Source organism: Polyangiaceae bacterium (assembly GCA_015075635.1).
Classification (GTDB): Bacteria; Myxococcota_A; Polyangia; order Polyangiales; family Polyangiaceae; genus JADJKB01.
The window spans coordinates 32965-54941 of sequence record JABTUA010000003.1; the positions used below are offsets into that span (position 1 = coordinate 32965).

Genomic DNA, 21977 nt, shown 5'->3' on the forward strand with positions numbered 1-21977 from the left:
GAAACCGCGGTCACAGCTCCTTGAGCAGCGCCAGGAGGGCCCGCGCCTCTTCGCCGTCGGTGACCTCGACCAGCGCGCGGTTCACCTCGCACACGGCGTGAGCGGCCAGCACCGCGAGCGCACCCGAGTCTTGGCTGCCCGCGCGGAGCAGCTGACTGGCGGGCGCGGTGTTCGGGCTCAAGAGCAGCCGCTTGCCGTCTTCGTCGTAGCGCAGCGCGCGCTTGCTGCGGGTGGTCGCCACGCTCTCGACCGGGCCCCCGGTCAGCCCGAGGCCGAGCACCAGCGCGAGCAGCGCGCGATGCTCCGGCGCGCTGGACTCCACTGGAGCCGCACCGGTCAGGCTCCTGGTCAGCGCCTTGGTGAAGCGCTCCCACCAGGACGGCCCTTCGCTGATCGCCTCGAGGTCCGGGGGCGCGAGGTCCCGAGGCGCCTCGATGGGCTCCGGCGGTGCGAGGTTTCGCGCGCCGGTCACCTCGCCCAGCGAGCGAAGGACGCCAGTCGGCGCGCGCGCGGCGAGCACCCGGACCAGCGCGGAGCCCTCCGGCAGGAAGAAGCGGGGCATCCCGGCGGGGAAGGCACCCTCCGAGAAGCCACGCCCGTCGCTGGTCCAGAGCGCACCGGCTCGCGCGAGCTCCGCGAGGACGCTGGCGACCTCGAGCGGGGATCCATCCGCGGCCACGAGCGCCGGAGCGGGTACGTCGAGCCCCAACAGGCGAAGCGACAGCGCGTGCTCGTCCAGGGTCGGCGTCTCCACGCCTCGCGAGCGCGCGTCGCGGACGAGGTCGGCGGCGACGCGGACACCGAACTCGTTCAACGAATCCCAGGTCTCCGAGAGCGTCTCCAGGTTGGAGAGTGTGGTCGCGATGTCCAGGGCGATGGCGTTCTTGCCTTCCGGAGCGCCGCCCTCCCAGCGCACGAGCAGGTCTCCCTCCAGCGGTAGGGCCGTGCCCAGGTGGGCGGCGTCGAGCCGGGCCTCGAGCGCGCGAACCATCGGGGCGGCGCGTTCGCCCATGTACACGCGCACCTTCGGCGCCTTTGGGAACGTCGTCCCGAGCCAGAGGCAGCCGGTGACGCGGAAGCCCCCGGCGGGCTCGTCCTCGAGCCAGCGGGCCGCGAGCGCGGCGCTCGGAGCGAAGGTACGCTCCAGCGCCAGACGCGCGACGTCGCGCGCGAGCCGGGCCAGGGGCGGCAGCACGTCGCGATCCGCCGGGCCCTCGAAGAAGCGATCCGGCACGACGGAGTCGTCGTTCAGCGCCATCACGAGCGGCCAGCCCTCGCCGTCGGCCAGCTTGCAGAGCGGACGGCGCTCCACGAAGAGCGTGCCGCCGCGCGCGTCGGCTCGGGCTGGCGAGAGCACGCCGACCTCGCCGCTCACGCCCTCGGTCCGCACCGGCGCCGTGACGAAGCAGGCGGTGCGTTGCTCGGCGGTGAGCATCACGGACGACAGCTGCGGAGCCGTGCGCCGGCGCTCCGCCTCCCGCGTCCGCTCGATCCGCCAGTCCACCTTGACCAGCTCGACTCCGCCGCGCAGAGCGGCGGCCTCCTGCTCCGAGAGCAGCAGCGTCGGGCGCTTCGCCGGTGGAAACGGCGGCTCGAGGGTGGTGTAGAGCCAGCGCGCCTCCGCCACCAGCCCGCCCAGGCTGTGCCAGTAGCCGCCGGTGTCCTCGAACACGGCCGCGGCGGCGAGCGAGTTCTCGTCGCGGAGCTCCGGGTGCAGGCAGAGCGCGCGTCGCGTGGCGTGACGCACGAAGGGCGGCAGCGAGTCGAGCGCGGCGGCCGCTCGCACCAAGAGTCGCCGGGCCGCGGCCTCGAGCTCCTGCGTCAGACGTGCCCGCACCGCTCGGAGCTCGATGGCATCGACCCGCGCCACCGCCCGGAGCGGACACGACAGGTCCACTTCGAAGCTCTCGCTGCGGCCGTCGAGCAAGAGCACGCTCACGCTGCTGCTCGGCCCGCGCGTGAGCTCGAGCTCGCCATCGCCGGACGTCACGCCGAGCTCCCCGAGAGGCGCGCGCAGCGCCGGGTGGACCGGCACGCCGTCGAGCTTCGGTGCAGCCGCGGCTCCGCCGCCCCTCTGGCGTTGGAGGGCGGCGAGCGCTTGGCTCACGTCGGCGAGCTCGTAGCCGTGGCGGCCGAGCAGCGCGGTGAGCTGCGCGCCGAGATCGCCAGGCGGGAGGAACGCCACCGGCTGGTCGAGCTCCGACGGACGCTCCGCCGAGGCCAGCCACTCCGGGTAGCGTTCGGAGCCGAACAGGAGGCGGAGGCCGTTCGCCGCGAGCTCGCCGAGGGCGGCGCTACCGCCCTGGACCGTCGGGAAACGCAAGTGCGGTCCCTGGAAGAGCAGGCGCACGAGCTCGCCGGCGCCCAGATCGTGCAGCGCCAGACACAGGGCGAGCGCCCTGCCGTCCGAGAGCAGCAGGCCCTGCCGAGCGAGCGCCTGCAAGAGATCGAAGGACGCCTCGCGCAACATGCTGCCCACGCGTCCCAGCCCAGCTTCGCTGGGCGCCGAGAAGGCGACGAAGTCCGAAGCGCGTGTGGAGCTGACGTTCGCGACGATCGGCAGCCCGACCTGGCTCGGCCCGAGCAAGTGGATCGGTCGCCCCGCGAAGCAAAGGCTCACCCAGCCGACCCCGGGCGACAGCCCTGCGGGCGGGAGCGCCACCGCGACCTCGAGCTCGCCGAGGAGCTCCGCCGCTGGCCGCGCCGGGACGTGCTGGACCAGGTCACCAGAAGCGTGGCGCGTGTCCAGATCGCGGATCTCGCGCGCCGGGCTCGCCAGGAGCTGCTGCTTCTGGAGCTCCGAGAGAGCGCGCTCGCGGCGCTGGCCCAGCTCCGGAGCGCCGCTCACGGCCCGCGGGAAGAGCCGCGTCAAGAGGTCGCGCTCGCGCTCGCTGCGTACGAGCAGAGGCTGCCAGTCGCCCGTCGAGAAACCCGGCGCGGCGTCGAGCAACGGCACGCTCTCGCCGTGTCGCGCGGCAATCGACGCGATGGACCGCGCGCATGGCGCCCCTCTGTCGTCGAGCGAGCACAAGATCGGCAGCTTCTCGATGCGCTCGAGCAGCTGGCGCTGCTGAGCGTCGGTGGGGCGCTCCGGCTTCCCTGCACGCCCGGCGACGCGGGCGCGTAGGTTCAGCGCGCGTCCGAGCAAGCACAGGACGAGCGCGAGATCTTCGCCGGCCAGCGGCGACACCAGACCCAGGGCTCGTTGCGCTTTCAGATCGCCCTCCAGCGCGTCTACCAGGCGCTCGACGAAGCGCTGCTCGAACCAGGACGGGAGGCGCTTCGGTTTGTAGTGGATGCCGTTCCAGGCGGCGTTCGGCACGGTCGCGGGATCGTCCATGGCCACGATCAGCGAGCTCAATCCGTCGTCGCGCGGGGTGCATGACAGAGCGACGCTCCGATGATGCTCGATGCTCGCTGCGAACACGGCCGGCGCGACGACCACGAGCGCACCTTCGCGCTCGAACCAGAGCTTCGCCGAGAGCGGGCTCAGCCCCTGGCGCACACGCTCGTCGGTGACGGCGCGCATCAGCGCCGCGCGGCGTCCTTCCGGCGTGTCCGTTCGCAGCGCGGCGTCGTCGTAGGGGATGCGCTCGACCTTGCCGTCCAAGAGCGCGAGGATGGCCTCCGTCTCCACGCCGCCGACGATGACCACCGGGCGTCCGTCGGCGGCGGGTCGAGCGGGCGCGTCCCTGAGACGCGAGGCCACGCACAGCGCCTTGGTCTTCTCGGCGTAGGCAGCCAGGCTCGCTAGGCTCACGTAATCGCCGGCGACGCTGGGATAGATCGGCGCGCGATACAGCCGGACGAAGTCCCGCTGGAAGCGCTTCGCGAGCGGGGCGTTCTGACCGAGGCGAGCCGGCACGACGCTGTAGGCCGCGACCGCGTTGCGCAGCACCAGCTCGAGGGCGGCTCGCTCGGGCGCGGGCAGCGTCTCGAGCCGCTCCGCCGCGCGGTCCGCGATGCCGATGGCCGCGAGCGTCACGGCGTGCAAGGCCTGATTCAGTCGCGCGTCGCGCTCCACGCCGTCGTAGTCGAAGCGCGGCCGCAGCGCGCTCGGCCAGGCGATGGCCGCGTCGAACGCCAACGGACAGAAGCTCGGCTCGACGGGGATCGCCTCGAGCATGCGCTCTTCGACGAAGACCCGGAGCAAGGACGGGCGGGTCGCGCCCGCCGGCAGCGGGGCGAGCAGCACCACCTCCCCGTGCAAACCCTGGGTGGTCCCCGAAGCGGTCGAGAAACTCTGCCGGAGGAGCTCGGCAGCCACCGGCGGCACCCGGGGCTCTCCCGGCGCGTGCGCCAAGAAGCGCTGGCGGCGTGCCGCGCCTTCCCGCGCGCGCTTCACCAGGCGCGCGGCGTCCTCGACGTCCATGTCGTCGAGCATTCGCTCCACGAAGTATCCGCGGAGCCACACCACGTCGGAGAGCCAGGGCGCGAGCTCCTCGGGCAGGTCCTCCTTGCTCCTCCAGACCCGCACCGGACGGCTCGAGAGCACCCGCCCGACCGAGACGCGCCCGCCGCCCGGAGAGTCGAACAGCGGCAGGTCGAACAGCGCGCGCACCTCGGGGTCGAGCTGGTGCCTGGCGCGGAGCGCTGCCGTCGCCAAGCACACCAGAGTGCCGAGCGAGGTGCGCCAGGCTTGCTCGGTGAGCGCCGGGGCCTCCACCCCCTCGGGCAGCGCTTCCCTCTGGGCGCGCGCCACCAACCCGGCGAGGAGCTTGCGAAAGGCGGCCTCGGCGGCCGGCAGGAGCTCGCGCGCCAGGGGCGAGTCTTCGCGCAGCGCCGAGCGAGATGCGTTGGTCGGCAGCTCGTCGGCATCGACGACCACGCGCACCGGCGCGGCCAGCCCTTCGGTGGCGCCCAGGCCGAGCAGGGGCGTCCAGCTCAGGGTCAAGAGGCGTACGCCGCGCTCCATCACGTCGATGCGGCACGGCGCGCCGGGCGCGCGGAGCTCCACGGCCGCGCGTCGCGCGAGCGGCAAGGTGAAGGGCACGCGAGCGAGGAGCGGGGGCTCCGGTTTGCGCGGCGCGGGACTGCCACCACACGAGAGCGCCAGCGGCGACTCGGCGGTGTGCTCGATCAAGAGCGCGACCTCGACCGGCACGCTGCTCGACACTGCGCGCTTGAGCACGTCGAGCCCCAGGCGCTTCTTGACGTGGACGTGAGTGCCGCGGGTGAACGCGTCCCTGGGCGGACTGCAACTCTTCGCCTGGAGCCCGAGGGGCTTGTCGCTCTCGTCGGCGAACAGCTCGGGGGTGAAGCGCACGGCGCACGCAGCGGCGTCGTCCGTGCTGGTCACGGTGACCGCTTCGGCGCCCAGGCCGAGCGCGGCGTTCACCCCCAAGGCCAGCGAGCGCAGCGGCGCCGCGCGCTCGTCCTCGGCGTCGCTCAGCGCAAAGTCGAGCAAGCGCGCGAGCCGCTCGCCGGGCAAGGCCGGGCCGTCGAACGCGAACGCCACCTCGTCCGCGTCCCAGCTCACGTTCATCGCGCCGGCGCCCAGCGCGATGGCGGCGCGTGCGAGCTCGAGCGAGTAGCCATGCAGATCCACGAGCAAGTGCTCGCGGAGCTTGGCGCGGGCGCGGCGTGCGTCCACGCGGATCGAGCCGCGCAGCACGACCCGCCGGCCGCTCACCCCATACCTCCGGCGTAGTCCTTGGCCAGGGCGTCGTTGACCCGCGCCTCGAGCGGGCCGCGGCGCGCCAGGAGCAGCATCCGCGCGAGCAGCTGTGCCGTGGCGCGGAGCCGGCGCTTGGCTCGATCACGCGCGACTCTCACGGGCTCGGTGCGGCAGTCGAGCAGGAGCACCGCCCCGCGGCCCCAGCGCTGGGTGGCGCGCGTGGCTGCTTCCACCGAGACGATGCCGTGGGTGGGCGCGCGGGCGAGCACCAGGTCGTGAGGAGCCGCGCCGTAGGCTCGCGCGAGCGTCACGCGTTCGACCACCGTGCCGCTGACGCCGATGCAGCGCCGGACCTCCTCGAGCAGGGCCAAATCCGTGGCGGAGAGCTCGCCGGGCGCGAGCTCGGCGACCAGCATGTGGCGCTCGTAGGCGGGCTCGACGCGGCGCCCGCCGCCGCCGCGCAGCGCGGCCAGGCGCCGCACCACGTCGGCGTGCGGACAGAGCACGACCGGACGCCCCGTGGCGGCGAACGCCGCGCCGAGCGCGTCGGGCTCGGCCACCGTCAAGATGGGAGCGCGCCAGGGCGTGCGCGCGGCGATGTCTTTCGCCGACATCGCCCGCTGGTCGGCGATCGGGCTCGCTAGCGGGAACCACGTTCGGCTCGCACCGAGCGGGGCGGCGTCGCTGCCCGCCGCCGCGAGCAGCGCCAGGTAGAGCTTCGGGCTGTCGCCGGCCGCGACTGCCTCCGCCTGCGCTCTCAGCGCCTCTTCCACCGCGCCGGGCAGGCTTCTTCGTGCCAGCTCCCGAGCGCGCTCGAGCAGATCGTCGAAGGCCTGCTCGCGGCGCACGTTGTCGCGGGACAGCGTGTGCTTCAGCTTCGAGCTCGAGATCTTGACCCGAAGGCCCCCGAGTCCGGGAAACTCCTCGGCGCTGGTCTCGAACAGCGTCAGGCCGCGATTGTAGAAGCCCGTGAACGAAGTGGCGTGCTCGTATGCCAGCGCGTGTGGTTCCGGCGGCAAGTGCTCGGCGCCCACGCCGGGCCCGAGCACGATGCTGTCCTCCCCGTCTACCTCGCTGACACTCACCGCGGCGTGGACCTGGAGCGGCGTGTCGAGCTGGGTGCGCGACGACCCCTGCGGGTTCGCGTAGTCCGTCACCGAGAGCCAGATGGGCACCCGGGCGTGCCGGCACCAGCGCAGGAGGCTCGCGCGCACTTGGCCCGCGTGCTCGTCGAATGCGCTCGACTCCATGGTCTGCGTCAGGGTCACGCTGGTACCCGAGAGCGGTCGCGGCGGGATCTCCTCGACGACGTAGGAGTGGTCGCGCTGGATGGTGGCTCGCCAGGCGCCGCCGTCGCGCCAGGTATCCACGATCACCGCGTCCGGGTCGATGGCCAAGACCGAGATGAAGCCGACGCCGTATTTCCCGATCATCGAGCCGTCGCCCTCCTTCGAGGACGAGAACAGCGTGAGCAGGGCGCTCTCGATGATCTCCGGCGTCATGCCAGACCCGCTGTCGGTGACCCGCGTGCGCGTGTCGCCGTCCGCGCTGCGGATCAGGTCCACCTCGATGCGCGTGGTGCCGGCGTCCATGCTGTTCTGCACGAGCTCGCGCAGGAACGCGTAGGGGTCGGCGAACTGCCGCACCATCTCCGAGACCAGCCCCGGCTTGTCCCCGTCGCGCGGCGCGGGCCGGTCCTTGCGGGCGCGATAGGGGCTCACGGGCCTTTTCGTAGAGCGGTTTGTGCCGCGATGGAACACCGAGCTGGCCCGGCATGGTCCGGCCTTGCCGGCCTGTGTAAGCTCCCCGCCGCGTCCGGCGTTGCCGTCCCGGCACTGCCAGATTTCGTTCGAATCCTTTTCGTTTCTGATGCGTCTCTCTGGCGCACCAAGGACATCGCATGACCCACGGAACATCTGCGCCTGGTTGGCGCGCGGCCGTCGTTCTCGCCGCGCTCACCCTTCCGGCCTGCGGCGGCAAAGGTCCCGAGCACGCCAAGAGCGATCACAGCGGCCCGGCCAAGGAGAGCAAGTCCACCGCCAAGGCGCGCGAGAAGGTGGCGATCACCGTCTACAACCAGAACTTCGGCCTGGTGCGGGAGATCCGCAAGCTCGATCTCGGGGAAGGCAAGGTGAGCCTGGAGTACCGGGACGTGTCGGCGCACATCCAGCCGGAGACGGTGCACATCAAGTCGCTGGAGGGCGAGGACGCGCTGGCGGTGCTGGAGCAGAACTACCGCTACGACCTGCTCAGCCCGCAGAAGCTGCTCGAGAAGTACGTGGACAAGAAGATCAAGGTCTACCGCTACAACGAGAAGCTCGGCCGCGAAGAGATGAAGGAGGCCAAGGTGCTGGCGGTGGAGCAGGGCACCGTGCTGGAGATCGACGGCGAGGTGACCTACGGCTTCCCAGGGCGCTTCGCCTTCCCGGAGGTGCCGGCGAACCTGATCGCGAAGCCCTCCCTGGTGTGGTTGCTCGGCAGCAAACGGGCGCAGCAGCGGGTGGAGGTCAGCTACCTGAGCCAGAACCTGAACTGGGTGGCGGACTACGTGATGGTGGTGGGCGCCGACGACAAGGTCGGCGACCTGAACGGCTGGGTGACGCTGACGAACCAGAGCGGCACGGACTACGAGAACGCCGAGCTGAAGCTGGTGGCCGGTGACGTGCAACGCGTGATGCCGCCGGCGAGCCCCGCGCCCGGGTACTACGCGCAGGCGGAGGCCTCCTCCCGGCCCCGCGAGCAGTTCAAAGAAGAGGGCTTCTTCGAGTACCACCTGTACACGCTCCAGCGACCGACGACGCTGCTGGACAAGGAGCAGAAGCAGGTGACCTTGCTGGAGGGTCACGACATCGGCATCGACAAGAAGCTGATCTTCTGGGGCGCCGAGTACTACTACCGGGGCAACTACGGGCAGGTGGTCAGTAACCAGAAGGTGGGCGTGTATATCGACATCAAGAACAGCGAGAAGAACCACCTGGGCATGCCGCTGCCGAAGGGCACGGTGCGGGTCTACAAGGCCGACAAGAGCGGGGCCAAGCAGTTCATCGGCGAGGACCGCATCGACCACACGCCGCGGGACGAAGAGATCCGCATCAAGATGGGCGAGGCGTTCGACGTGGTGGGGGACCGAAAGCAGATGGAGTGGAACGCCATCGGCAGCTGCACGTCGGAGAGCGCGTTCGAAATAGAGCTCCGGAACCACAAGGACACGGCCGAGAAGGTGGAGATCTACGAGCCCATCGGCGGCGATTGGGAGATGGTGCAGTCGAGCCATCCCCACGAGAAGAAGGACGCGCACACGTTCACGTTCACGGTGGACGTACCGTCCCGCGGCAAGACCAAGGTCACTTACCGAGTGAGGGTGCGATGGTGCTGAAGAGAGTCTTGATCCTGGGCGTGCTCGCCATTACGCCCGCCGCGCTGGCCGGGCCGAAGAAGGTCTCAGGCAGCGAGCAGCGCAAGGAGGTGAGCATCACCGTCTACAACCAGAACTTCGGTCTGGTGCGCGAGGTGCGGGAGATCGACGTCGGCACCGGCACGGTGGACCTGGAGTTCCGGGACGTGGCGGCGAACATCCAGCCGCAGACGGTCTCGATCAAGTCGCTCACCGGCGGAAATTCGCTGTCCGTGCTGGAGCAGAACTACCGCTACGACCTGCTCACGCCGCAGAAGCTCCTGGAGAAGCACGTCGGCAAGAAGGTGCGGGTCTGGCGCTGGAACGAGAAGCTCGGCAAAGACGAGGCGTTCGACGCCGAGGTCCTGAGCGTGGCCGACGGCCAGACGGTGATGAAGATCAACGGCGAGGTCACCTACAACTTCCCCGGCCGTATCGCCTTCCCCAACGTGCCGGACAACCTGATGGCGAAGCCCACGCTGGTCTGGAAGCTGGACAGCAAGCAGGCAAAGCAGCAGGTCGAGGCGACGTACCTGACGCAGAACCTGAACTGGCGCAGCGACTACGTGTTCGTGATCAACGACGCGGACACGGCCGGCGATCTGACCGGCTGGGTCACGCTCACCAACAACTCCGGCGCCGCCTACAAGAACGCCAAGCTGAAGCTGGTGGCCGGCGACGTGCAGCGAATCAGCGGCGGCGAAGACTACGAGTACGAGCGCGCCGCCAAGAAGTCCGCAGAAGCGCCGGCGCAGGACCGCTTCAGGGAAGAGAGCTTCTTCGAGTACCACCTGTACACGTTGCAGCAGCCGACGGACGTGCTGGAGAACGAGCAGAAGCAGGTGACGCTGCTCGAGGCGAAGAACGCCAAGGTGAAGAAGAAGCTCATCTACTACGGGCAGCAGTACTGGTACCGCGGCAAATACGGCGAGGTGCAGAAGAACCAGAAGGTCGGCGTGTACCTCGACATCGAGAACGCCAAGGCGAACGGCCTGGGTATCCCGCTGCCGAAGGGTACGGTGCGGGTCTACAAGGCCGACAAGAGCGGGGCCAAGCAGTTCATCGGCGAGGACCGCATCGACCACACGCCGCGCGACGAGAAGGTCCGCATCAAGATGGGCGAAGCGTTCGACGTGGTCGGGGACAGGAAGCAGATGGAGTGGCGCACGCTCGGGGTGTGCACCTCGGAGAGCACCTGGGAGATCGAGCTCCGGAACCACAAGGACAAGGCGAGTCGGGTGGAGGTCTACGAGCCCATCGGCGGCGACTGGACCATCATCGAGAGCACGCACAAGCACGACAAGAAGGACGTCTTCACCTTCACCTTCGACGTGGACGTGCCCGCCAACGGCAAGACCAAGATCAAGTACAAAGTGCGGGTGAAGTGGTGCTGAAGCGGGTGGGCGCGCTGGCCTTCGCGCTCGTGCTCGCCGCCTGCGGCGGCAAGGGGCCGGAGCACGCCAAGAACCAGGACGGCCCGGCGAAGGACAGCAAGTCGAGCGCGAAGCAGCGCGAGAAGGTCGCCATCACCGTCTACAACCAGAACTTCGGGCTGGTGCGGGAGATCCGGAAGCTCGATCTCGGGGAAGGCAAGGTGAGCCTGGAGTACCGGGACGTCTCCGCGCACATCCAACCAGAAACGGTTCACATCAAGTCGCTGGACGGCGACGACGCGCTGGCGGTGCTGGAGCAGAACTACCGCTACGACCTGCTCAGCCCGCAGAAGCTGCTCGAGAAGTACGTCGACAAGAAGATCAAGGTCTACCGCTACAACGAGCAGCTCGGGCGCGAGGAGATGAAGGAGGCCAAGGTGCTGGCGGTGGAGCAGGGCACCGTGCTCGAGATCGACGGCGAGGTTACCTACGGCTTCCCGGGGCGTTTCGCCTTCCCGGAGGTGCCGGCGAACCTGATCGCGAAGCCCTCGCTGGTGTGGCTGCTCGGCAGTAAGCGGGCCCAGCAGCGGGTGGAGGTCAGCTACCTGAGCCAGAACCTGAACTGGGTGGCGGACTACGTGATGGTGGTGGGAGCCGACGACAAGGTCGGCGACCTGAACGGCTGGGTGACGCTGACCAACCAGAGCGGAACGGACTACGAGAACGCCGAGCTGAAGCTGGTGGCCGGCGACGTGCAGCGCGTGCAGAGCCAGGTGATGACGCTCGACGAGAGCGGCTTCGGGCCCAACGACGCCACGATTCGCACGCGGCCGAACTTCAAGGAAGAGGGCTTCTTCGAGTACCACCTGTACACGCTCCAGCGACCGACGACGCTGCTGGACAAGGAGCAGAAGCAGGTGACCTTGCTCGAGGGCCACGACATCGGCATCGACAAGAAGCTGATCTTCTGGGGCGCCGAGTACTACTACCGGGGCAACTACGGGCAGGTGGTCTCGAACCAGAAGGTGGGCGTGTATCTCGACATCAAGAACAGCGAGAAGAACCACCTGGGCATGCCGCTGCCAAAGGGCACGGTGCGGGTCTACAAGGCGGACAAGAGCGGGGCCAAGCAGTTCATCGGCGAGGACCGCATCGACCACACGCCGCGGGACGAAGAGATCCGCATCAAGATGGGCGAGGCGTTCGACGTGGTGGGGGACCGAAAGCAGATGGAGTGGAACGCCATCGGCAGCTGCACGTCGGAGAGCGCGTTCGAAATAGAGCTCCGGAACCACAAGGACACGGCCGAGAAGGTGGAGCTCTACGAGCCCATCGGCGGCGACTGGGAGATGGTGCAGTCGAGCCATCCCCACGAGAAGAAGGACGCGCACACGTTCACGTTCACGGTGGACGTACCGTCCCGCGGCAAGACCAAGGTCACTTACCGAGTGAGGGTGCGATGGTGCTGAAGAAGGTTCTCGTTCTGGCTGTCCTCGTCGTGGCGCCGGCGGCTCTCGCCGGACCGAAGAAGACCTCGGGCAGCGAGCAGCGCAAGGAGGTGAGCATCACCGTCTACAACCAGAACTTCGGTCTGGTGCGCGAGGTGCGGGAGATCGACGTCGGCACCGGCACGGTGGACCTGGAGTTCCGGGACGTGGCGGCGAACATCCAGCCCGAGACGGTCTCGATCAAGTCGCTCACCGGCGGAAATTCGCTGTCCGTGCTGGAGCAGAACTACCGCTACGACCTGCTCACGCCGCAGAAGCTCCTGGAGAAGCACGTCGGCAAGAAGGTGCGGGTCTGGCGCTGGAACGAGAAGCTCGGCAAGGACGAGGCCTTCGACGCCGAGGTCTTGAGCGTGGCCGGTGGCCAGACGGTGATGAAGATCAACGGCGAGGTCACCTACAACTTCCCCGGCCGCATCGCCTTCCCCAGCGTGCCGGACAACCTGATGGCGAAGCCCACGCTGGTCTGGAAGCTGGACAGCAAGCAGGCCAAGCAGCAGGTCGAGGCGACGTACCTGACGCAGAACCTGAACTGGCGCAGCGACTACGTGTTCGTGATCAACGACGCGGACACGGCCGGCGATCTGACCGGCTGGGTCACGCTCACCAACAACTCCGGCGCCGCCTACAAGAACGCCAAGCTGAAGCTGGTGGCCGGCGACGTGCAGCGGGTCAGCGCCCGGGACGACTACCGCTACCCCACGGGCGGAGCCCGGGCCAAGGCCGAAGAAGGCGCCACCGGGTTCAAGGAGGAGGGCTTCTTCGAGTACCACCTGTACACGTTGCAGCAGCCGACGGACGTGCTGGAGAACGAGCAGAAGCAGGTGACGTTGCTCGAGGCGAAGAACGCCAAGGTGCAGAAGAAGCTCATCTACTACGGGCAGCAGTACTGGTACCGCGGCAAATACGGCGAGGTGCAGAAGAACCAGAAGGTCGGCGTATACCTGGACATCCAAAACACGAAGCAGAACGGCCTCGGCATGCCGCTACCGAAGGGCACGGTGCGGGTCTACAAGGCCGACAAGAGCGGGGCCAAGCAGTTCATCGGCGAGGACCACATCGACCACACGCCACGCGACGAGAAGGTCCGCATCAAGATGGGCGAGGCCTTCGACGTGGTCGGGGACAGGAAGCAGATGGAGTGGCGCACGCTGGGCGTCTGCACCTCGGAGAGCACCTGGGAGATCGAGCTCCGGAACCACAAGGACAAGGCGAGTCGGGTGGAGGTCTACGAGCCGATCGGCGGCGACTGGACCATCATCGAGAGCACGCACAAGCACGACAAGAAGGACGCCTTCACCTTCACCTTCGACGTGGACGTGCCCGCCAACGGCAAGACCAAGATCAAGTACAAGGTGCGCGTGAAGTGGTGCTGAAGCGGGTCTTGCTCGCGGGCGTGCTCGTGGCTGCCTGCGGGCCCCCGTCGCCGCCGTCGCCCCCGGGGCCGCCGGCGACGACCACTGCCGTGCCGCCGCCCGTTGCGGGCACGGCGCCGGAGGTGGCGGCGCCGGAGCGCTCGTCGCTCTCGTGTGCGACCCCGCTGCCGGAGGCGCCCAGCCTGCCCCCCGCCGATCCGAGGGCCGCACCGGTCAGCGCGGGGCAGATGAGCGAGGAGGCGGCCCAGGCCAAGCGCCTGTTCGACGGCGAGCGCTGGCCCGAGGCGATCAGCGCGATGGAACGGGTCGTCTCCGGCGCCAGCGGCGACGACGCCGGCAACCGCGAGCTCGCGGAGTACCACCGCGCGGTCGCCCTGTACCGGGCCGGGAGCGCCGACGACGCGGCGAGCGCGTTCTTGCAGATCGCGTCACGCCCCGCGCACCTGAAGCACACCGAGACAGTGCTCTGGATCGCCAAGCTCGCGGAGGCGACGCCGGTGGTGGTGCACGGGCTCCGGCACTACGACGGCAAGATCGCCGCGCGCTTCCAGAACGCCCAGCAGATGGAGACCTACCAGACCCTGCTGTTCCTGTTCGGGCGCGAGCGCCTCGCTCGCGGCGCGAAGGCCGAGGCGGCGGCGTTCTTCGAGCAGGTGCCCGCCGAGAGCCGCTTCCGCGCGCTCGCGGCGGAGTGCGAAAGGCTCGCCCAGGGGCGCTGAGGTCTACGGCAGGCTGGCGAGCGCGACGTTGTTCAGGGACGTGCCGCCGATGGCCACCGGCGTGCTCCAGGTGCTTCCCACCAGCCGCGAGTGGTAAGCGACACCGTCGCTCTCGATGAAAGCGACCTCCGCGCTGGCGGTGCCGACGCCCTTGGCGACCGCCGGGGAGGAGGTCGAATTCACGTTCGGCGACGAGAGCCCCGCCGGCGCCGACCAGCTGCCGCTGGCGAAGAAGGACAGATAGAGCTTGCCATCGGTGCCCTTGAAGGCGAGCACGGCGCCGCCGCTCGGCAAGGCGGCGAGCGACGGTCGCGCGGCGGTGCTGGCGCCGGTGATGTCGGCGGGGCTCGACCAGGTGCCGCTGGTGCGGGTGGCGTAGCGTAGCTGCCCGCCGCCGCTCTGGGCGTACACCAGGAGCAGCTCTGGCCCGCTGCCGAGGGCGACGACGGCCGGGATCACGTTGTGCTCCATGCTGCCGGAGATCGAGACCGGCGTCTGCCAGGTGCCCGAGGCTCGCTCGTCCACGTACAGGTCGTTGCTGGCGTCGCCGTTCGCGTAGGCCACGAAGGTGCTGGTGCCGACGCCGGCGAGCTCCGCCGCGTTTGGCCCGAACTGGTGGCTGCCGCTGGGGCCGACGGGCTCGACGCTGGACCAGCTGCCGGAGTGAGTGGCGAAGTAGTACTTGAAGTCGGTGCCCTGGAACACCAGCTGCGCGCTCGTGGCGCCGCCGACGATGGCGGGACGTGAGCGCGTCGTGATGCCCGCGCCGACGTTGGCGAGCGCGCCCCAGCCGCTCGTGCTCCAGGTCGAGTACTGGACCGCTTCGTCGTTCGTGTCACCAGAGGCGGTGAAGCGCACTGCAGCGATGGCCGACGTGCCGCCCACCGTCGCGATGGACATGCCGTCCACGGACTTGCCGCTGAGGCTGCTGGTGGCCCAAGCCCCGCCGGCGACGAGCTGACCGCCGAGCACGCTGCTCGCATTGCCCACCACGGCGAGCACGGTGGGGCAGAGCGGGCACGAGCCGCCGCAGTCCACGCCGGTCTCCGTTCCGTTTTGCACGTTGTCCGTACAGCTCGGCGCGCTGCAGGTGTGGCTCGTCGTGTCGCAGACCAGGGACGTGCACTGGCTGCCGCTGTTGCACTCCACGCAGTTCCCTCCGCCGTCGCAGAACTTTCCGCCGCCCTCGGTACACACCGTGTCCAGCGTCTTGTCCGAATGAGACGGCACGCCGGCGGTGCAGAGGTCGTTGGTGCACTCCTTGTTGTCGTTCGGCGTGTCGGTGTCGTCGGTCTGGGTGCTCACGACGCCGGCGCCGTCGCACATCACCTTCTTGCAGTCGCCGGCGGTCTGCTGGGGCGAGGGCCCGGCGGCGACGAAGTCCATGCCGCAGGTGTTCGACAGGCAGGTCCGCGTCTGACAAGCGTTGTCCTGGCCCGGACACTCCGACGCCGCGGTGCACCCGCCGGTGCCACCGGTCCCACCGGTTGCGCCGCCAGTACCGCCTGTCGCGCCACCGGTCCCACCGGTTGCGCCGCCAGTACCGCCTGTCGCGCCACCGGTCCCACCGGTTGCGCCGCCGGTGCCGCCGGTCGCGCCACCGGTCCCACCGGTAGCGCCGCCAGTACCGCCCGTGGCGCCACCGGTCCCACCGGTAGCGCCGCCAGTACCGCCGGTGGCGCCGCCAGTACCGCCCGTGGCGCCACCGGTCCCACCGGTACCGCCGCCAGTACCGCCGGTCGCGCCGCCGCTGCCCGCGGCGCCGCCGCTGCCCGCGGCGCCGCCGCTGCCGGCAATGCCACCGCTGCCAGCGCTGCCAGCGCTGCCAGCGCTGCCGCCGCTCCCAGCGCTGCCGCCGCTGCCACCACCACCGCCGCTGCCGCCGGTGCCACCGCTGCCACCGGTGCCACCGCTGCCGCCCGTGCCGCCGGTCGCGCTTCCCGCAGCGCCGCCGCTCGAGTCGATCTGGTCTCGATCGACGGAGGTGATGAGCGAGCAGCCGAACAGCGGCAGCGTTGCACAGGCGAACAGACCGGTACGGACGAGCGAAAGGCGCATGCGAGACCTCCGAGGGGTCAGGCGACGATATCAGCTCGACGCAGCTTGCCAACCCGTTCAGGCCCACCCACTCAAGGGAGCAGCTTGAACTCGATGCGCCGGTTCTTCTGCTTGCCCTCTTTGGTCGTGTTGTCGGCGATGGGCTCGTCCGGTCCGGCGCCGCGTGACTCGACGCGGCTCGGGTCGATGCCCTTGTCGGTCAGGTACTTCTTGACCGCGTTCGCGCGGGCCTTCGAGAGCAGCATGTTCGCTTCGCGCGACCCATCGGGATCGGTGTGGCCGCTGATCTCGATGCGCAGCTTCGGGTACTGCTTCAGCACCGCCACCGCCTCGTCCAGGGTTTTGTAGCTCTTCCTGCGGATGGTGGCCTTGGCGGTGTCGAACTCGATGCCCTGGATCACGCCGCTGAACTTCTGAATCTCCGCCGGCAGCTCGTCCGGGCAACCGTCGTCGTCCTCGAAGCCGTTCTTGGTCTCGGGCTCCGCCGGGCACTTGTCCACGTTGTCGAGGAGGCCGTCACCGTCGCTGTCCTTCAGCGGGCAGCCGTTCGGCGCGACGCCCTTCTCGTCGGGGCACTTGTCGTCCGGGTCGAGGAAGCCGTCGCCGTCCCGGTCTTTGATCGGGCAACCGTCGGGCGCGACGCCCTTTTCGGCCGGACACTTGTCGTCCGGATCGAAGAAGCCGTCGGCGTCCGTGTCCTTCGGCTTCACCGGGCAGCCGTCCGGGGCCACGCCCTTGTCGTCGGGGCACTTGTCTTCGGGATCGGCGAAGCCGTCCTGATCGCGGTCGCTCGGGGGCTTCGGCGCGGGGGGCGGAGTGCGTCCAAAGGTCAGGGTCAGACCGAGGAGGATCTCCGGGTTCAGCGCCTTGGCGTGGCGCGATGAGCGCGTGTCCGGGTTCTGGGTGATGAAGTGGTCGCGCAGATCCAGGCGAACGCCGAGCAGCTCGGAGAACGCCAGCTTCGCGCCGCAGCCGAGGTGGAACGTGGGATCGCCGTCGTCCTTCAGCTGGTCGCTGAACACTCCTAGTCGGCCGGCGCCCACGAGCGCGAAGGGCGTCACGCTGTAGCCCGGCAGCTGCGCGACGAGTTGCCCTCGTGCCCCCCAGAGCGTCAGGCTCTCGCCACCTGCCTTGCCCATGGGTCCCACCGCGGCTTCGAGCTCGGCGCCGAGGAAGCTCAGCGGGAAGTAGCCAGCGCGCAGGCCCAGCTCGAGGGTGGGGCGGTCGATGGTGTAGTGCTCGGCCTGAACGTCCCTGAGGTTGTGGTTCTGCGAGACCCAGATGGCGCCGGCGAACACGCCGAGCTCGAGCAGGCCGGCTTCGGCGGGGTACTTCTCCAGGAAGCCGGCGCTCGAGTCAGCGCTCGCGGCGTTGCTCGACAGTGACAGCGAGCCGGAGGCTTCTTGCGCGGCGGCAGGGGCGGCGGCGCTCAGGGCGAGGAGCAGAGGGAGGAAGTTGCGCGCGAACGTGCCGGGCATGTCGGGCGCGTTCTGCAAGCCAGATGCCGGGTTTCTCGCAGAGGCTTCGCGCAGGGCCTGTGGACAGGAATCAGCTGCGCGTATCGGCCTTCCTTCCGCCACTTCCGGCAATGCTTGCGCGCAGTTTGGCCGCGGTCTGCGTGAGCGATGCGCCTCGTCCATCCTTCGACGCAGAAGGTTCGTGAAACGCGTCGCGAAAAGCCCGATTTCGCTGAGCCCGGTTCTTGCAAAGGGGCCGTCACCGGTTGAGCGTCTCGGGGGGAGTACGGAGGTAATTTCCCATGGTCAGATTCCCGATTTGGGCCGCAGCCAGCCTAGGGCTGCTGTTCGCTACTGCTTGTAGCGGCGACGACGGAGGTGCGGGACCCAAGGGCTCGGAAGGGAAACCCTGCACCGTGACGAGCAACGGCGACGGCACGTCGACGATCAGCTGCGCGGACGGGACCAAGGTCACCGTCAAGGACGGCCAGCCTGGCGATCCCGGGACGCCTGGCGATCCGGGCGAGGCGGGGCCGCCCGGTGACCCCGCTGAAGCGGGCGTTTCCTGCACCATCGTGGACAACGGCAACGGCACCAAGACCATCACCTGCTCCGACGGGACGACGGTCACCATCGCGAGCGCGCTGAAGGACTACGCAGCCCTGTCGACCGACGAGAAGGCCGCCCTCGATCCGACTCTGACGATCACCAAGGTGACCTTCCCGACCGACGGGAAGCCCGTGATCGACATGAAGATCACCGACAAGATGGGCAACCCGGTCAAGGGCCTCGACGCGGCGACCGCCGGCGCCGGCCTGACCTGGCGGCTGTCGGTGTTGAAGCTCGTCGCCGGAGGCGCAACCGCCCCGGGCAAGAGCGGGAACGACACCTGGGTGAGCTACATCGCGGCCAACGCGACCAGCTCCGCCAGCACGGAGTCCGCCGCCGCCGTGACGCCGGCCCCGGCCGGCCAAGGCGCCCTCAAGGACAACGGCGACGGCACGTACACGTACACGTTCGCCAAGAACATCACCGACGAGGCCAACGCCGGGACCAAGTACGAAGCCGACAAGACCCACCGCGTGGTCGCCCTGGCCTACAAGAGCGGCAATCCGTTCCGGCCCATGGACGCCTGGCAGGATCTGATCCCGCAGACCGGCGCCGACGTGTCCGGTCAGAACGACAAGGTCAACGCGGCTTCTTGCATGAACTGCCACTCGGACTGGCGCGCTCCCGCTCTGGGGACGTCGGCCTTCCACAGCGGCACCCGGTACGAGCCGCACACCTGCGTGGCCTGCCACAACGACCAGCGCCGCTTCACCAGCACCGGTACCGCGAAGACCGAGCCGGCCATGACCGCCGGCACCAAGGCCGGCACCGTCAAGTGGACCGGCAGCGCCGAGATCATCAACGACGAGTCGGTGATCAACTTCCCAGTCTTCATCCACAAGATCCACATGGGTCACAAGCTCGGCCTGGTGCCCGACCGCGGCAACGGCAGCGGCGAGTACGCCGCCGTGCAGTACGACGAGGTGACCTACCCGCAGGACGTGCGCAACTGCACGAAGTGCCACAACACCGTGGCCAAGGCGGACAACTGGAAGAGCTCGATCAGCCGGCGCGCCTGCGGCGCCTGCCACGACACCCGCTCCTTCGCCGCCACGCCGCCGTTCGGCCGCGTCGCCCACAGCTTGGGAGCGTACTCGGACGACACGGAGTGCGCCAACTGCCACGGCGCCGGCAAGGCCAACGCGGTGGACGCGAAGCACGAGCCCATCGACCCGCCGAACACCATCACCACGGGTACGCTGCCGGCCTCGCCGGACGGCCAGTACGTGATGAACGGTTGGCAGGGCGACAGCTCGGCCCAGGGCTACAAGGCCTGCACCGTGGCCTCGCCGTGCACCTGCACGACGGCCGCGCCGTGTTTGCCCAGCGCCAACAGCAACGCCGCCTGGATGGCCGCCGCCGGCTACGTGCCGACTGGAGCCGCGAAGATCACCTACGACATCAAGGAAGTCCTGGTGGATGCCACCACCAAGAATCCCAAGATCGTCTTCAAGCTGCTCAAGGACGGCACCGACGTCGACTTCGGCACCTACGACGCCACCACCAAGCCGGAGCTCATCACTGGCTTCGTCGGCTCGCCGAGCGCGTACTTCGCCTGGTCGTTGCCGCAGGACGGCATCACCTCGCCGGCGGACTACAACGCCACCACCAGCGTCTACATCAAGGGCGTCTGGAACGGCTCGAACACCAACGCGACCCTGACCAAGGACGCGACGACCGGCTACTACACGCTGACCGTCACCAACCTGGCCCTGCCCTCCGTCGCGAAGATGGTCACCGGTGGCCTCGGCTACACCTACAGCATGTCGAGCACGCAACCGCTCACGCAGGTGGACCTGACCAGCAAGTTCCCGTACAGCGCGGTGACCAAGGTCGGCGGCCTGATCGTGCCGGCACCGAACGTCTACAAGGCGGCTACGGGCTACACGGCTCGCCGCGCCATCGTGGAGACGGCTCGCTGCAACAAGTGCCACGACGGTCTCGGCGTCGCGCCGACCTTCCACAGCGGCCAGCGCAACGACGCACCGACCTGCTCGTTCTGCCACAACCCGAACCGCGCCAATAGCGGCTGGGCGGTGAACTCCAAGGACATCATCCACTCGATCCACGCCGGCGCGAAGCGCACCGTTCCGTTCACCTGGCACGGCGAGATCAAGGCTTGGGAGGTCACGTATCCGGGCGTGCTCAACACCTGCACGCAGTGTCACATCGAAGGCACCTACGACTTCAGCGCCAACGCGACGAAGAACGCGCTGCCCAACATGTTGCACAGCACGGCCGCCACCGGCACCTACAGCGGGACCGCGAACGCACCGGCGACCATCCCGCCGTTCCTCTCGCCGTACGTCACGGCGGGCACGAACTACGGCAGCAACTACACCACCTCGGGCACCAGGACCGTGGGCTCGCAGAACACCACGACTGGCGTCGTGGCCTGCACCGTGGCCTCGCCCTGCACCTGCACGACGGCCGCGCCGTGCAACGCCGAGGACACCACGCTGGTCAACTCGCCCATCACCGCCGCTTGCGGCGCCTGCCACGACTCGGCGATCGCGAAGAAGCACTTCGCGGACAACGGTGGCTCGCTCTTCAAGCCGCGCGGCACGGCGCTGGCCACGCCAGAAGCCTGCTTGATGTGCCACGGCCCGAGCAAGATCGCGGCCATCGCGGAGGTTCACAAGTAACTAGCGCTCAGCAACGGTAACCGCGCGAGGCGTCGAGCAATCGGCGCCTCGCGTCTTTTTGTGCTCGAGAGCTGTCGAAGATTCGACAGCTCTTTCACTCTTTCATCGGGGAGGCACGCGCCTCCCCGCCCCGCCGAAGTGAATTCGTCGGGGCCCCACCCCACGCGGGCCGGCTTCGCCGGCTGTCACCAGGCCAGTCTTCGACGAGCTTTCAACCAGGCGAGCTGTCGGACGCATCGGCTGCGTCGCTGCCGCCGGCGTCGCTGGCGTCTCCCGCGTCGCTGCCGGCGTCGCTGCCGGCGTCGCTGCCGCAGATCGGCGGCAACGGCACGCACAGGCAGTTCGGGCTGCACACGACGTCGCCGGGCTTGACCGCGTCGTTCGAGCAGGCGAAGCACGCGAACGGGTTGAAGCAGAAGCCGATCTGGAACAATTGGCTGCTCTGCGCGTCCACCTCGGCCTGCGTCACGCAGTCGCCGAAGCCGCTGGCGCTGCCAGCGTCGGCCGCGGCGCTGCCGCCCAGACCGCCGCTGCCGCCGAGACCGCCGGAGCCGCCGACACCGCCGAAGCCCCCGCTGCCGCCGAAAGCGCTGGAGCCGCCGCTGCCGCCGAAGGCGCCGGAGCCGCCGAAGGCGCCCGAGCCGCCGCTGCCGCCGAAGGCGCCGGAGCCGCCGCTGCCGCCCTTCGCGCCGCCGAAGCCGCCGCTGCCGCCGAAGCCGGCGTCGGTGTCATAGCCCAGCTCGTCCTCCGGCGTCGCGCAGGCGACGAAGCCCGAGAGTCCCAGCACAGCGAGCGTCACCCCAACGCGCATGCCGCATTTCTACCACGGAGCAGAACGCGACAGCGTCGCGAAATCCGTGGCGCCCGCCGCCGACGAGCGCGGACTTCTGCGCGGTTACGCGCTCGGCTCGGCGCTTGCACCTTCATCTACCCACAGGAGAAGCCGAATGCGAACCGAGAGCTCGAGCTCGAGCCGGTGGCTCGATGTCGTGATGCTGTCCGCGGCGGGGGCGCTGCTCTTGCCGATCATCGCCCTGGCGCTCGCCCCAGTCCTGCTCACCTTCATGGCGCTGTGGCCGATCTTGATCCTGCCGGTGCTCGCGGCGCCGCGCTCGCTGCCGCTGGGAGAGCCGCGGCGACCGGCGCAGCGCCGCCGCCCGAGCGTGCGCGAGCTCGACCCGACGCGACACTTGCCGCAGGCGGCGTGAGGCGAGCGAGCGTGGT

General features: G+C 69.4%; 11 protein-coding genes and 1 pseudogene. 7 read left to right on the plus strand and 5 right to left on the minus strand.

Translation table 11 applies throughout. The features are described from left to right. Nucleotides 1-10: 10 nt before the first annotated feature. On the minus strand, nt 11-5632 hold the full coding sequence (locus HS104_30735) for a hypothetical protein (protein ID MBE7484333.1): 5622 nt from the start codon (nt 5630-5632) through the stop codon (nt 11-13). Beyond that, nucleotides 5629-7338 (minus strand): ATP-binding protein, encoded by a 1710-nt coding sequence (locus HS104_30740; protein ID MBE7484334.1) that lies wholly within the window; start codon nt 7336-7338, stop codon nt 5629-5631. Before HS104_30740 ends, HS104_30735 begins: the two co-directional genes overlap by 4 nt. Nucleotides 7339-7517: 179 nt before the next feature. Here HS104_30740 and HS104_30745 point away from each other — a divergent pair, with 179 nt between their 5' ends. The 5 genes from HS104_30745 to HS104_30765 are packed head-to-tail and all read left to right on the plus strand — an operon-like array spanning nt 7518 to nt 13984. Next, the gene (locus HS104_30745; GenBank protein MBE7484335.1) at nt 7518-8993 is read left to right on the plus strand and encodes a DUF4139 domain-containing protein; all 1476 of its coding nucleotides are present in this window, start codon (nt 7518-7520) and stop codon (nt 8991-8993) included. Beyond that, nucleotides 8984-10405, plus strand: a complete 1422-nt coding sequence (locus HS104_30750) for a DUF4139 domain-containing protein (GenBank protein ID MBE7484336.1) — start codon at nt 8984-8986, stop codon at nt 10403-10405. Before HS104_30745 ends, HS104_30750 begins: the two co-directional genes overlap by 10 nt. Continuing rightward, nucleotides 10396-11853, plus strand: coding sequence for a DUF4139 domain-containing protein (locus HS104_30755; protein MBE7484337.1), 1458 nt, complete (start codon nt 10396-10398; stop codon nt 11851-11853). The genes HS104_30750 and HS104_30755 overlap by 10 nt, the downstream gene beginning before the upstream one ends. Beyond that, nucleotides 11844-13265 (plus strand): DUF4139 domain-containing protein, encoded by a 1422-nt coding sequence (locus tag HS104_30760; protein MBE7484338.1) that lies wholly within the window; start codon nt 11844-11846, stop codon nt 13263-13265. The genes HS104_30755 and HS104_30760 overlap by 10 nt, the downstream gene beginning before the upstream one ends. Then, nucleotides 13256-13984, plus strand: coding sequence for a hypothetical protein (locus HS104_30765; protein MBE7484339.1), 729 nt, complete (start codon nt 13256-13258; stop codon nt 13982-13984). Before HS104_30760 ends, HS104_30765 begins: the two co-directional genes overlap by 10 nt. A 1461-nt stretch (nt 13985-15445) precedes the next feature. Here HS104_30765 and HS104_30770 read toward each other — a convergent pair. Together HS104_30770 and HS104_30775 are read right to left on the minus strand one after the other, a co-directional pair. Next, nucleotides 15446-15940 (minus strand): annotated as a pseudogene (locus HS104_30770) (hypothetical protein). Between the two features lie 173 nt (nt 15941-16113). Beyond that, nucleotides 16114-17520 (minus strand): OmpA family protein, encoded by a 1407-nt coding sequence (locus HS104_30775; protein ID MBE7484340.1) that lies wholly within the window; start codon nt 17518-17520, stop codon nt 16114-16116. A 395-nt stretch (nt 17521-17915) separates the two neighbouring features. Here HS104_30775 and HS104_30780 point away from each other — a divergent pair, with 395 nt between their 5' ends. Continuing rightward, nucleotides 17916-20753, plus strand: a complete 2838-nt coding sequence (locus tag HS104_30780; protein MBE7484341.1) for an OmcA/MtrC family decaheme c-type cytochrome — start codon at nt 17916-17918, stop codon at nt 20751-20753. Between the two features lie 211 nt (nt 20754-20964). Here HS104_30780 and HS104_30785 read toward each other — a convergent pair whose 3' ends face one another. Next, the gene (locus tag HS104_30785; GenBank protein ID MBE7484342.1) at nt 20965-21564 is read right to left on the minus strand and encodes a hypothetical protein; all 600 of its coding nucleotides are present in this window, start codon (nt 21562-21564) and stop codon (nt 20965-20967) included. 136 nt (nt 21565-21700) lie between these two features. Here HS104_30785 and HS104_30790 point away from each other — a divergent pair, with 136 nt between their 5' ends. Further along, complete coding sequence (locus HS104_30790) at nt 21701-21961, plus strand: hypothetical protein (GenBank protein ID MBE7484343.1); 261 nt, start codon at nt 21701-21703, stop codon at nt 21959-21961. Nucleotides 21962-21977 lie beyond the last annotated feature (16 nt).